At 63.6% G+C, this 12,232-nt stretch carries 14 protein-coding genes and 1 other annotated feature (1 of these 15 running past the window's edge); of the genes, 7 read left to right on the forward strand and 7 right to left on the reverse strand.

What is annotated here, in order from left to right; all coding sequences use genetic code 11:
- Window positions 1-51 (reverse strand) — a sequence feature (His leader region) (it extends 76 nt beyond the left edge of the window).
- Window positions 27-74, reverse strand: coding sequence for a his operon leader peptide (gene hisL / locus AC2CGI_RS08955; protein WP_100396937.1), 48 nt, complete (start codon window positions 72-74; stop codon window positions 27-29). (Overlaps the previous feature by 25 nt.)
- Before the next feature lie 229 nt (window positions 75-303).
- Between hisL and AC2CGI_RS08960 the strand changes: the two genes are divergently transcribed.
- Window positions 304-1,128 (forward strand): SDR family oxidoreductase, encoded by an 825-nt coding sequence (locus AC2CGI_RS08960; protein WP_015377257.1) that lies wholly within the window; start codon window positions 304-306, stop codon window positions 1,126-1,128.
- Window positions 1,129-1,134: 6 nt separating this feature from the next.
- On the opposite strand, the gene AC2CGI_RS08965 is transcribed toward AC2CGI_RS08960, so the two are convergent.
- A complete protein-coding gene (locus AC2CGI_RS08965) occupies window positions 1,135-2,049 on the reverse strand; it encodes a LysR family transcriptional regulator (RefSeq protein WP_015377258.1) in 915 nt (304 codons plus the stop codon).
- Between the two features lie 248 nt (window positions 2,050-2,297).
- Between AC2CGI_RS08965 and speB the strand changes: the two genes are divergently transcribed.
- The 3 genes from speB to AC2CGI_RS08980 all read left to right on the forward strand — a co-directional run bounded on the left by speB (window position 2,298) and on the right by AC2CGI_RS08980 (window position 5,607).
- On the forward strand, window positions 2,298-3,230 hold the full coding sequence (gene speB, locus AC2CGI_RS08970) for an agmatinase (RefSeq protein ID WP_015377259.1): 933 nt from the start codon (window positions 2,298-2,300) through the stop codon (window positions 3,228-3,230).
- 77 nt (window positions 3,231-3,307) lie between these two features.
- Window positions 3,308-4,693 carry a sodium:solute symporter family protein gene (locus tag AC2CGI_RS08975; RefSeq protein WP_076740416.1) on the forward strand — a complete coding sequence of 462 codons (1,386 nt, stop codon included), beginning with the start codon at window positions 3,308-3,310 and terminating at the stop codon, window positions 4,691-4,693.
- A 104-nt stretch (window positions 4,694-4,797) separates the two neighbouring features.
- Entirely contained in the window at window positions 4,798-5,607 is an 810-nt protein-coding gene (locus AC2CGI_RS08980) for a nitrilase family protein (protein ID WP_076740415.1), read from the forward strand.
- Window positions 5,608-5,681: 74 nt separating this feature from the next.
- On the opposite strand, the gene AC2CGI_RS08985 is transcribed toward AC2CGI_RS08980, so the two are convergent.
- Window positions 5,682-6,665, reverse strand: coding sequence for a magnesium and cobalt transport protein CorA (locus AC2CGI_RS08985; RefSeq protein ID WP_021504379.1), 984 nt, complete (start codon window positions 6,663-6,665; stop codon window positions 5,682-5,684).
- Between the two features lie 11 nt (window positions 6,666-6,676).
- Entirely contained in the window at window positions 6,677-7,096 is a 420-nt protein-coding gene (locus AC2CGI_RS08990) for a GNAT family N-acetyltransferase (RefSeq protein ID WP_016928392.1), read from the reverse strand.
- 131 nt (window positions 7,097-7,227) lie between these two features.
- Here AC2CGI_RS08990 and AC2CGI_RS08995 point away from each other — a divergent pair, with 131 nt between their 5' ends.
- The gene (locus AC2CGI_RS08995; RefSeq protein ID WP_076740414.1) at window positions 7,228-8,328 is read left to right on the forward strand and encodes a PQQ-dependent sugar dehydrogenase; all 1,101 of its coding nucleotides are present in this window, start codon (window positions 7,228-7,230) and stop codon (window positions 8,326-8,328) included.
- Between the two features lie 13 nt (window positions 8,329-8,341).
- Here the strand turns inward: AC2CGI_RS08995 and AC2CGI_RS09000 are convergent, their stop codons facing one another.
- Both AC2CGI_RS09000 and AC2CGI_RS09005 read right to left on the reverse strand, forming a co-directional pair.
- Window positions 8,342-8,962, reverse strand: coding sequence for a glutathione S-transferase family protein (locus AC2CGI_RS09000; protein ID WP_048322642.1), 621 nt, complete (start codon window positions 8,960-8,962; stop codon window positions 8,342-8,344).
- Between the two features lie 89 nt (window positions 8,963-9,051).
- Complete coding sequence (locus AC2CGI_RS09005; RefSeq protein WP_004938759.1) at window positions 9,052-9,708, reverse strand: HAD family hydrolase; 657 nt, start codon at window positions 9,706-9,708, stop codon at window positions 9,052-9,054.
- A 107-nt stretch (window positions 9,709-9,815) separates the two neighbouring features.
- Here AC2CGI_RS09005 and AC2CGI_RS09010 point away from each other — a divergent pair, with 107 nt between their 5' ends.
- Together AC2CGI_RS09010 and AC2CGI_RS09015 are read left to right on the forward strand one after the other, a co-directional pair.
- A complete protein-coding gene (locus tag AC2CGI_RS09010) occupies window positions 9,816-10,052 on the forward strand; it encodes a hypothetical protein (RefSeq protein ID WP_071796764.1) in 237 nt (78 codons plus the stop codon).
- Window positions 9,997-11,019, forward strand: a complete 1,023-nt coding sequence (locus AC2CGI_RS09015) for an isopenicillin N synthase family dioxygenase (RefSeq protein ID WP_076740413.1) — start codon at window positions 9,997-9,999, stop codon at window positions 11,017-11,019. Before AC2CGI_RS09010 ends, AC2CGI_RS09015 begins: the two co-directional genes overlap by 56 nt.
- A 59-nt stretch (window positions 11,020-11,078) precedes the next feature.
- Here the strand turns inward: AC2CGI_RS09015 and AC2CGI_RS09020 are convergent, their stop codons facing one another.
- Window positions 11,079-12,224 (reverse strand): trans-sulfuration enzyme family protein, encoded by a 1,146-nt coding sequence (locus AC2CGI_RS09020; protein ID WP_076740412.1) that lies wholly within the window; start codon window positions 12,222-12,224, stop codon window positions 11,079-11,081.
- Window positions 12,225-12,232 lie beyond the last annotated feature (8 nt).

Here is a 12,232-nt window from a genome sequence, read left to right on the forward strand (position 1 = left end):
TCTTCCAGCACTCATCGCCTGAAAGACTAGTCAGGGTGATGGTGATGATGGTGGTTGAACTGAACGCGTGTCATGGTGTTTTTCTCTAATCAAAAGCCGGTAAAAACCGTATGCCAATTAAGCTAAACTATCCGCTGTCCACCGCGCAACCCTTTTTTAACGTCATAAATTTAATTTATTGAAACAGGTTAGGTTATTAGCCACAGACAGCTTTACCTGACCTTAAGCCGGGCAGATTGTATCGCCGTGCGCAGTGGCGTAGCCTTAGGGGTAGGGCGCTGCGATCTTCAGGAGAGGAAGAGGATGAAAAAGGTAGCCATTATTGGTTTGGGTTGGCTGGGCATGCCGTTGGCGCTGTCGCTGATGGGGCGCGGGTATGACGTGGTCGGTAGCAAAACCACGCCGGACGGCGTCGAGGCCGCGCGCATGAGCGGCATCGAATGCTACCAACTGGAACTGACGCCGGAGCTGGTGTGCGATCCGGACGATCTGGAATCGCTGCTGCGCGTGGATGCGTTGGTGGTGACACTGCCCGCTCGCCGCACCGTCGAAGGCAGCGAAAACTATTTCAATGCGGTGCGTATGCTGGTGGACAGCGCGATGGCCTTTGGCGTGCCGCGGGTGATCTTCACCAGTTCCACCTCGGTGTACGGCGAAACCGCAGGCACGCTGCGCGAAGAGTCGCCGTTGCGGCCGGTCTCGCCGTCAGGGCGGGTGTTGGCCGAGCTGGAACGTTGGCTGCATGAATTGCCGAACACCTCGGTGGACATTCTGCGCCTGGCGGGGCTGGTGGGCGCCGATCGTCACCCCGGCCGCTTCCTGGCGGGCAAGCTCGACGTGAAGGGCGGTTCGCAGGGGGTGAATCTGGTGCACCAGGACGACGTCATCGCCGCCATCCAGCTGTTGCTGAAGCTGCCGAAGGGCGGCCACGTGTACAACCTGTGCGCGCCGCGTCATCCGGCCAAGCGCGAATTTTATCCGGCGCTGGCCGAGCAGTTGCATCTGGAGCCGCCGCAGTTCGCCGACGAGGCGGAGCAGGACGAGCGGCTGGTGGACGGCAACCGCATCTGCAACGAGCTGGGTTTTGAATACCAGTATCCCGATCCGGCGCGCATGCCGGTCAGTTAACGTCCGTCAGGCCCCGCGCATGCGGGGCTTTTTTTCGCCGGCGCGCGCCAAATCCTCCAGCAGCGCGTTCAACGCCTCGTTGGGCTGGACGGGGCGGCTGACCAGGCTAAGCGTGGCGCGATAAGAGAGCGCCGTGCCGCCCAACTGCCGCAGCAGCCCCTGTTCCACCCAGCGCGCCGCGTAGTGGGTGGGCAGATAGCCAAGACAGGTACCGCTCAGCACCAGATGGGCGACGCTTTCCATATGGTGAGCCACCGCCGCCAAGTGAGGCGGCGCGATCGGGCACAGCTGCTGCGCCAGCAGGTAGCCGCGCTTGACCCAGCGCGCGTTTTCAATCTGCTCGCGCTCGGGGTCTTCCACCGCGAACAGCGGGTGATCCGTGCTGCAGTAGATCGCCTGTATTTCCTCCAGCCACGGCTGATAACGTAACTCCTCCAGCTGTTGGCCGAAGTAACCGATGCCCAGATCGAGCTGCTGGTGCAGCAGCCCTTGCTCAATCTCGTTCGGCGAACAGATGCGGCACTGCAATTGCACGTCCTGATGGCGCCGCTGAAAGTGCTTGATGGCCTGGCTGAACGGATTGCCCGGCAGCGAAACCAGATTGTCCACCAGACCGATTTGCAGATCGCCGGTCAGCAGGCCGTTCAGCGACTGGCTGACCCGGGTGAAGTCGCGGGCGGCGTTGAACAGCGAACGGCAGGCGATCAGCATGCGTTCGCCCTTGGGCGTCAGCCGGAAGCCGGAGCGCCCGCGTTGGCACAGGCGAAAACCCAGTCGGGTTTCCAACGAGGCCAGATGGGTGCTGATGGTGGATTGGTTCATCAGCAGCGCTTCCTGCGCGGCGCTGACGCCCTGGGCTTCCGCTACCGCGACGAACACCCGCAGCAGTTTCAGATCGATATCGCTTAGGTTGGTGAGCATTCCCCCTCCGCAGAACGTCGGCCGGTTAACCCATTTTTAACATCGAAGAAATAGGTGCGGCGCTGAAGATATGGCCTTTCTTATGGCATGAGGTTGAAATAAAAATCAATACTTCAATAGGTTAGTTGCATCGCGTTTTCCGATGTTTACATGCAAAAGCGGGAATGGTAGCCGAGGTGGCCACCGGGGTAGCCTGCGAATGTTGCTCAAATGTTTCAATCCATCGCAGATAACGACAAGGAAACGCCATGCTGAACCAACCCCAAAGCGGTAACGATATGCCGCGCTTTGCCGGCCTCCCCACCATGATGCGCCTGCCCGCGGCAGAACAGGCGCGCGGTCTGGACGCCGCCTTTGTCGGCATTCCGCTCGATATCGGCACCTCCAACCGCAGCGGCACTCGCTATGGCCCGCGCCAGATCCGCCAGGAATCGGTGATGATCCGTCCTTACAACATGGGCACCGGCTCTGCGCCGTTTGAACGGCTGCAGGTGGCCGATCTGGGGGATGTCGCCATCAACCCCTACAGCCTGGCGGACAGCGTGCAGCGCATCGAGGCGGCTTACCACGAGATCCTGGCGCACGGCTGCACGCCGTTGACGCTCGGCGGCGATCACACCCTGACGCTGCCGGTGCTGCGCGCCGTCGCCCGTCGTCATGGCCCGGTCGGGCTGATCCACGTCGATGCGCATTCCGATACCAACGAGGAGATGTTCGGCGAACAGCTGGCGCACGGCACCACCTTCCGCCGCGCGTTTGAGGAGGGGCTGCTGGCGCCGGAAAAAGTGGTGCAGATTGGCCTGCGCGGCAGCGGCTATGCGGCGGATGACTTCGACTGGTCACGCCGCCAGGGCTTTCGTGTGGTGCCGGCTGAGGCCTGCTGGCACCGGTCGCTGACGCCGCTGATGGCGGAGATCCGCGAACAGATGGGCGAAGCGCCGGTTTATCTCAGCTTCGATATCGACGGGCTGGATCCGGCCTTCGCACCGGGCACCGGCACGCCGGAGGTCGGCGGGCTGTCGGTCTGGCAAGGGCTGGAGATCGTGCGCGGCTGTCATGGACTGAACCTGGTCGGCGGCGACGTGGTGGAGGTGTCGCCGCCTTACGATCGCTCCGGTAACACCGCGCTGCTGGCGGCCAACCTGCTGTTTGAAATGTTGTGTGTGCTGCCGGCCCGCTGAGGCCGGCGCACTGACTCTACCGGCGGAGCGGTTGCGTCGGGGCCCCTGATAACAATAACTACGGAGTGGAGGTACCCATGAATCTCGATCTGCTGGTCGTGGTGTTTTACTTTCTGGTGATAGGCGCGGTGGGGTGGATGGGCATTCGCCGCGCCAATTCCAAAGAGGCGTATCTGGTGGCCGGGCGCAACCTGGGGCCGGGGCTGTATCTGGGCACGCTGTCGGCGGTGGTGCTCGGCGGCGCGTCGACCATCGGCAGCGTCAAGCTCGGCTACACCTACGGCATCTCCGGCGTCTGGCTGTGCGGCGCGCTGGGGCTGGGCATTGTGGTGCTGAGTCTGGTGCTGGCCAAGCCGCTGCTCAAACTGAAGCTGTATACCGTCAGCCAGGTGCTGTCGCGGCGCTATCACCCGGCGGCGCGGGTCACCAGCGGCGCGATCATGCTGGCGTATGACCTGATGGTGGCGGTGACCTCGATCATCGCCATCGGCAGCGTGATGCAGGTGATGTTCGGCCTGTCGTTCAGCGCGTCTATCCTGCTCGGCGGCGGGCTGGTGGTGCTGTATTCGACGCTGGGCGGCATGTGGTCGCTGACGCTGACCGACATCATTCAGTTCATCATCATGACCGTCGGCATGATGCTGGTGCTGATGCCGATGAGCATCGTCAAGGCCGGCGGCTGGGAGGCGTTCACCAGCCTGCTGCCCGCCGGTTACTACCAGCTGTCGTCGATCGGGCTGGACACCATTCTGGTGTTCTTCCTGATCTACTTCTTCGGCATTCTGATCGGCCAGGACATCTGGCAGCGGGTGTTCACCGCCCGCAGCGCCAATGTGGCGCGCTTCGCCGGGCTGGGGGCGGGCGTCTATTGCGTGCTGTACGGCGTGACCGGCGCGCTGATCGGCATGGCCGGCAAGATCGTGCTGCCGTCGCTCAGCAACACCGACGGCGCCTTCGCCGCCATCGCGCAGGCGGTGTTGCCGGTTGGCGTCAGCGGGCTGGTGGCCGCTGCGGCCCTGGCGGCGCTGATGTCCACTGCCAGTGCCTGCCTGTTGGCGTCTTCGACCATCGCGTTGGAGGACGTGCTGCCGGCCATCCGCCGTAAACCTTCCGGCGGGCTGGCCGCCGGGCGCTTCACCACGCTTTTCATGGGCGCGGTCATGCTGGGGCTGGCGTTTGTGGTGCGTGACGTACTGGCGGCGCTGACGCTGGCTTACAACCTGTTGGTGGGCGGCATGCTGATCCCGCTGGTGGGGGCGATCTTCTGGCCGCGCGCCACCAGCGTTGGGGCCATCGCCAGCATGCTGACCGGCAGCCTGTGCGTGGTGGGGCTGATGGTCTGGCACGGCATCGACGCCAACAGCCCGATCTACGGCGGTCTGCTGGGCGGCGGCGTCGCCTTCGTGCTGGGCAGCCTGCTGAGCCGCCCGACGCCGCAGCTGCAGGCGCAAACTGAACGCTGAGGCGCGATCCGGGCTTTTATCACGGCGCCTTTACTGATTTACTGAGGTGCAGGGCGCATCGCCGCCCTGTTGGTTTAACGGTGAGGGTAAGGAGAAGGTGAGTCATGGGTAAAATCAGCGTCGCATGCTGCCAGTTAGCGCTGCGGGTAGGGGAAGCAGAGCATAATCGGGCGCAGTCCGCTCAGGCGATCCGTCATGCGGCGCAGCGCGGCGCCAACGTCATCGTGTTGCCGGAGTTGGTGAACAGCGGCTATGTATTGCGCGATAAGGCGGAGGCGTGGGCGTTGGCCGAGACCGAAGACGGGCCTAGCCTCAGCCTGTGGGGGGCCCTGGCGCGTGAGTTGGATGTGGCGATCGTCGCCGGTTTCTGCGAGCGGCTGCCCGATGGCGGGGTGGCCAACAGCGCGGCATTGATCGATGCGCAGGGCGTGAGGGCGATTTATCGCAAAGCGCACCTGTGGCATGAAGAGAGTTCGATCTTTACCCCCGGCGATCGGCCGCCGCCGGTCGTCGAGACCCGCTTTGGCCGGTTGGCGGTGATGATCTGCTACGATCTTGAATTCCCGGAGTGGGTGCGGCTGCCGGCGCTGGCCGGCGCTCAGCTGCTGTGCGCACCGGTTAACTGGCCGCAGGCGCCGCGTCCGCAGGGCGAACGGCCGGCGGAGATGGTGAAGGCGCAGGCCAACGCCGCCGTCAATCGGCTGTTCATCGCGGTGTGCGATCGCTGCGAAACGGAGCGCGGCGTTGCGTGGATCGGCGGTTCGGTGATCGTCGACGCCGATGGCTACCCGTTGACGCAGAGCCTGACAGGCGAAGGCATGGTGCTGGCATCGATGGATATCAGCACGGCCGATGACAAGCGCATCGGCCGCTACAATCATGTGCATCGCGATCGGCGGCCGATGCTGTATTGAAGCGGCGGGGCAGTCGGCGGATCCGGCTGCCCCGCCGATCGTTTCTCCGGCGGGAAAATCCGCCGTTTTGGCGCTTACAGCCAGCCTGATTTCTTCAGCTTCTGATACAGGAAAATACAGCCGACGGCGGTCGCCCCCAGCGTGGCGTGATAGGCCCACGGGAATTTCAACTCCGGCATGTCGGCGAAGTTCATCCCGTACAGGCTGAAGATCACCGTCGGGATAGCCAAAATCGCCCCCCACCCCGCCAGCCGTTTCACCACTTCGTTTTGTTTGACCGTCACCAGCGCCAGATTGACGTGCATGGCGTTGGTCAGCATTTCGCGCATGTCGTCGATGTTGTTGACCACCTGATGCGCGTGATCCTGCACGTCGCGCACGTAGGCGCGCAGCTCTTTCGGGATCACTTCTTCGTGCAGACGGATCAGCTGGTTGCAGATTTCATCCATCGGCAGCGCGGCGTTGCGCAGCGCCAGCAGGTGGCGGCGCAGAGTATAGACGTTCTCGATCGCCGCCTGATCGAACTCCGACTGAAACATGTTGGCTTCGATGTTCTCGATAGTGCTCTCGAAGCGCGTTACCACGCTGCGGTAGTTATCCACCACGAAGTCCAACACCGAATAGAGGGCGAAGCCCGGCCCGCGGCACATCTGCTTGTGGTTCTCTTCCGCCTTGGCGCGGATCGGCGCGTAGCTGGGTGAGGCGCCGTGGCGCACCGTCACCAGAAAGTTTTTGCCGACGAAGAAGTGGGTTTCGCCGTATTCGATTTCGTCGTGCTCGCCCCACTGCGCGGTTTTCACCACGATGAACAGCGAGTCGCCGTAGGTCTCCAGCTTCGGCCGCTGGTGCGCGCACAGCGCGTCTTCGATCGCCAAATCGTGCAGGCCGAACTCCTCCTGCACCTTGCGCATAAACGCCGGTTCCGGCTGCCGCAACCCCAGCCAGACGAAGGTGTCCGGTTGTTTGACCACCTCGCTGATATCGTCGATGGTCACTTCGCCCAGCCGTTGGCCGGCTTTGTACGCCACACAGTTCACCACCATGCTTTTGCTGTCCATCTGTCCATCCATCAATCAGTCAGGGTTTTGGTAAGAAAATAGCACTCATGTTCCACCGGATACTCTTTCAGCGTCATTTGCAGCTGATAGCCGAGCTTTTCGTAGAAAGGTCGCGCCTGGAAGCTGAAGGTGTCGAGACGGGCGTAGCGGCAGCCGCGTGCCTGCGCCTCATGCTCGGCGGCGCGCATCAGCCGGCCGCCGAGGCCGCTGCCGCGCTGGGTATCCGCCACCCACAGCCACTCGACGCTCAGCCAGTTGCCCCAGGTTTCGGCGGTCAGCCCGCCGATCACCGTGCCGGCCTCGTCGCGCGCATAGACGCTGAGCGGCTTGCGGTGGCTGGCGTCGATATGCGGCAGGTTGTAAGCGCGCAGGCCTTGCCTGATCGCATCGAGGGTATGTTCGTCAATCGCGTCGGTAACGGTAATGTCCATTTTTCCTCCTGGGTTATGGATTAACTTAAGCACACTGCGGCTAAAAGGCAACCCGTTGAAATGTAATGTAAACACCCATTGCGACGGGCTGGGCTACACTAAACGGGTCATTTCATCTTCAGGAGGACGCCATGCCCCGATTGACTCTGCTGGCCGGTTTGCTGCTGTGCAGCGGCCTGCTGCACGCCGCGCCGACGGTCAGCCAATTGCAGGACGGCCTGGAACACCCATGGTCGCTGGCCTTCTTGCCGGCGGAACAAGGCCTGCTTATCACCGAACGGCCCGGCCGGCTGCGGCTGTGGCTGCAGGGCAAGGGCCTGTCGCCGCCGATCGCCGGCGTGCCGCAGGTCTACGCCGAGGGGCAGGGCGGCCTGCTGGAGGTGTTGCCGGCTCCCGACTTCGCCGCCAGCCGCCGGGTGTACCTGAGTTTCGCCGAACCGGGCGAGGGCGGCAAAGCCGGCACGGCGGTCGGCTATGGCCGCCTGAGCGACGACGGCGCGCGGCTGGAAAACTTTAAGGTGATCTTCCGTCAGCAACCCAAGCTGTCGGTCGGCAATCACTTTGGCGGCAAGCTGGCGTTCGATCGGCAGGGCTACCTGTTTATCGCGCTGGGCGAAAACAACCAGCGGCCGACGGCGCAGGAGACTGACAAACTGCAGGGCAAGCTGGTGCGGCTGACCGCCGAGGGCGCGGTACCGCCGGACAACCCCTGGGTCGGCCAGGCAGGTAAACGCCCGGAGGTTTGGTCTTACGGCCACCGCAATCCGCAAGGGTTGGCGCTGAATCCGTGGAGCGGCGCGATCTGGGAGCATGAACACGGTCCGCGCGGCGGCGATGAGCTCAATATCCCGCTGCCGGGTAAAAACTACGGCTGGCCGCTGGCCACCTATGGCATCAACTATTCCGGCCAACCGATCCCGGAGGCCAAAGGGGAACGGGTGCCCGGCACCGAACAGCCGCTGCACTATTGGCGGGTTTCGCCCGGCCTCAGCGGCATGGCGTTTTATGACGGGCAGCGTTTCCCCGCCTGGCGGCATTCGCTGTTCATCGGCGCACTGGCGCAAAAGGCACTGATTCGCCTGACGCTGGAGGGGGACAAAGTGGTGGCGGAAGAGCGGCTGCTGGGCGATCGCGACGAACGCATTCGCGAGGTGCGCAGCGGGCCTGATGGCTACCTGTATCTGTTGACGGACGAACGGGACGGCAAGCTGCTGAAGGTCGGGGCGTCGTAACGCCCCGCACGCGTCAGGTGAGCTCGCTCATCACGCCGCGCTGATAGGCCGGGCGTGCGCGCAGTTGCTGATACCAGCGCTCCATGTTCGGCCGCGGGCGGCGGGCGATCGGCATTTCGAACCAGGCGTAGGCGAAGCTGCCGAGCGGGATATCGCCGAAGCCGAACGCGTCGCCGGAGAGGTAAGGCTGGTGCGCCAGCGTCTGTTCAATGACGTCGAAGTGTTTTTCCAGCGTGGCGATCGCCGCTTCGATTTTCGCCATGTCGCGCAACTCTGGCGCAGTGCGGATCAGGCCCCAAAAGACGATGGTGAAGGCCGGAACGATGGTCGAGGTGGTCCAGTCCATCCATTTCTCGGCGGCGGCGCGCGCCTGCAGATCTTGCGGATAGAACGTCGCGTCGCCGAATTTCGCCGCCAGGTAGCGCACGATGGTGTTGGACTCCCACAGCACGAAGTCATCGTCCTGCAGTAACGGCACCAGGCCGTTCGGGTTCAGCGCGCGGTAACTCTCTTCGTTGACCTTGCCAAACGCCCCGCCGGCGTTGATGTGGGTATAGCTCAGCCCCAGTTCGGCGGCGCACCACAGCACCTTCCTGACGTTGTTCGAATTCTCACGACCCCAAATGGTCAGCATGGGATAACTCCGTTAGCGGATTAAAGACCCTTAATACCTACGCCACAATGCGCTTTTTGTCACACCGCAGGGCATTTTTTGTCTGCCGCTCAACGCTCCCAGCGGCACACTTCCCAACCGTGCTCCGCCGCCAGCGCGCTCAGTTCGCTGTCGGGATTGATCACCGTGGCGCTGTCGACGAATTGCAGCATCGCCTTGTCGTTGAGAGAGTCGCTGTAGCCGTGGCTGTGCTCGAACTTCAGGTGCGGGTGCTGCGCCAGCCAGTGCTGCAGGCGGATCACCTTGCCCTGTTGATAGGTCATGGTGCCGTAGGTGTTGCCGGTGAAGCGGCCGTCGCTGATTTCCACGCCGATCGCCAGCGCATCGTCGGCGCCGAGCTGTTCGGCGATCGGCGCCACCAGGTGTTCGCCGGTGGCGGAGATCACCAGGATGCAGTCGCCGCGCTCGCGGTGCCACTGCAGGCGTTCACGGGCGGCGGGATAGACGCGCGGCAGGATGTCGCGCCGGATGTAGCGTTGCACCCAGCCGGCCACGGTTTGCACGCTCAGGCCGGTCAGCGGCGCCAGCGTGGCCTGCATGTAGTCCTCCATCGACAGCTTGCCCTGATAATAGAGCTGCATCAGCTGCTGCTCCTGCAGTTCCAGCTCCGCCGGCGCGAACCCCTGGCCGACCAGCCAGCGGATCCACAGACTGGCGCTGTCATCGTCAATCAGGGTTTCATCCAGGTCGAATAAGGCTAAATCCATCAGTATTTCTCCGGCAGGCAGGGTATGAGGTCGTTTACAGGATAGCGGATAGCGCACGTCGCCAGCCAGCGGCGTCGGCGAAATTGCGCAGAGCATAAGAAACATTGATGACGGTTTTGCGACAGTTTGTTGAACGTTTGCATAACTTAGAACGCAACAATATTGGCCGCCCCGGCGAGCGCGGTGGTAACTATGGGGCAAATGCAGCCACCCGCTGGGGAGGGTCAATGTTGATTATTCGCCTGTACGGCAGCCCGATCGTAATCGGGGAAGAAGAGGAACCGCATGATGACGCATCTGACGACGCTGAAGACGTTGCCGCTGCTGGATCTTTCGCAGCTTGACGGTGATGCGCGCCGGCGGCGCGCTTTTCTTGACGATTTGCGCACGGCGGCGCGCGACGTCGGTTTCTTCTATCTGCGCGGTCACGGCGTGGACGGCGCGTTGAATGCGCGGTTGCAGCACGCCGCGCGACAATTTTTCGCCCTGCCGGAAGCCGACAAGCTGGCGGTGCAGATGGTGCATTCGCCGCACTTTCGCGGTTACAACCGGGCGGCGGCGGAACTCACGCGCGGGCAGCCTGACTGGCGCGAGCAGTTCGATATCGGCGCTGAACGCCCGGCGCTGACGCTGGCTGGCGACACGCCGCGCTGGGCGCGTCTGCAGGGGCCAAACCAGTGGCCGGCGGCGCTGCCGGCGCTGAAACCGCTGCTGCTGGAGTGGCAACAGGCGATGACCGCCATGTCGCTGCGGCTGCTGCGCGCTTTCGCGTTGGCACTTTCGCTGCCGGAGCAGGCTTTCGATCGCTTATACGGCGAGAAGCCCAACGAGCACATCAAACTGATCCGCTACCCGGGGCGGGACGCCACCGCCAGCGCACAGGGCGTCGGCGCGCACAAGGACTCCGGTTTTCTCAGCTTCCTGCTGCAGGACGCGCAAAAAGGGCTGCAGGTGGAGGTCAGCGAGGGGCAATGGATAGACGCGCAGCCGCGTGAAGATACCTTCGTAGTGAACATCGGCGAGCTGCTGGAGCTGGCGACCAACGGCTATCTGCGCGCCACGGTGCACCGGGTGGAAACGCCGCCGGCGGGGAGTGACAGATTATCGATCGCGTTCTTCCTCGGCGCGCGTCTGGACGCGGTGGTGCCGCTGTACCAACTGCCGCCGCAGCTGGCGGCGCAGGCGCGCGGTCCGGCCAGCGATCCGCTCAATCCGCTGCTGCGCGATGTGGGGTATAACTACCTGAAAGGCCGCATCCGCTCTCACCCCGATGTGGCACACCGTTTTTATCAGGACGTCATCGGCCTCTGAACGCCGGGCGTAAAAAAGCCCGGCGCGTCGGCCGGGCTGATCGAGCGCTGATGCGGCGATTATTCCGCCAGCGCCTGCTGCAGATCGGCGATCAGATCTTCCACATCTTCAATCCCCACCGACAGGCGCACCAGCTGCGGCGTGATGCCGGTTGCCAGGCGCTGTTCCAGCGGAATGGAGGCGTGCGTCATGCTGAACGGCTGGCTGATCAGGCTTTCCACGCCGCCCAGGCTTTCCGCCAGGGTGAACAGGCGCGAACGCTGGATGACCCGGCGCGCATAGGCGTCGTCGCCTTTCAGCCGTACCGAGATCATGCCGCCGAAGCGCGTCATCTGGCGCGCCGCCAGCTCGTGCTGCGGGTGGCTCGGCAGGCCGGGATAGTAGACGTTTTCCACCTGCGGCTGGCTCTCCAGCCACTGGGCGATGCGCAGCGCGCTGTCGCTGTGACGCTGCATGCGCAGCGCCAGGGTGCGGACGCCGCGCAGCGTCAGGAAGCTGCTGAACGGATCGAGAATGCCGCCGACCGCGTTTTGCAGGAAACCGAGCTGTTCCGCCAGCGCCGGGTTATCGCCCACCGCCGCGACGCCGGCCACCACGTCGGAGTGGCCGTTGAGGTATTTGGTGGCGGAGTGCACCACCACGTCAAAGCCCAGATCCAGCGGGCGTTGCAGATACGGCGAGGCGAAGGTGTTGTCCGCCACGCTGATGAGCTGGTGCTTTTTGGCGATCGCGGCGATGGCGCTCAGATCCGCCAGCTTGAGCAGCGGGTTGGTCGGCGTTTCGACCCAGATCATTTTAGTGTCCGGCTCGATCGCCTGTTCCAGCCCGGCGAGATCCGCCGGCGCCACGTAGGTGACGCGCAGGCCGGCGGTGCGGCTGCGCACTTTTTCCAGCAGGCGATAGGTGCCGCCGTACAGGTCGTCTACCGCGATCAGGTGGCTGTCTTTATCGAGCAGCTCCAGCACCGTGGAGCAGGCCGCCAGGCCGGAGGCGAAGGCGTAACCGCGGCTGCCGCCTTCCAGTTCGGCGATGGCGCTTTCCAGCGCGGTGCGCGTCGGGTTGGCGCTGCGGGAATACTCATAGCCGGTATGCTCGCCCGGCCCCGGTTGGGCGTAGGTAGAGGTGGCGTAAATCGCCGGCATCACTGCGCCGGTCGCATCCGGGGTGTAACCGGCGTGAACGGTCAACGTATCAAACTTGGCCATAATGGGTC

Source organism: Serratia sp. LSHTC3 (assembly GCF_057197125.1).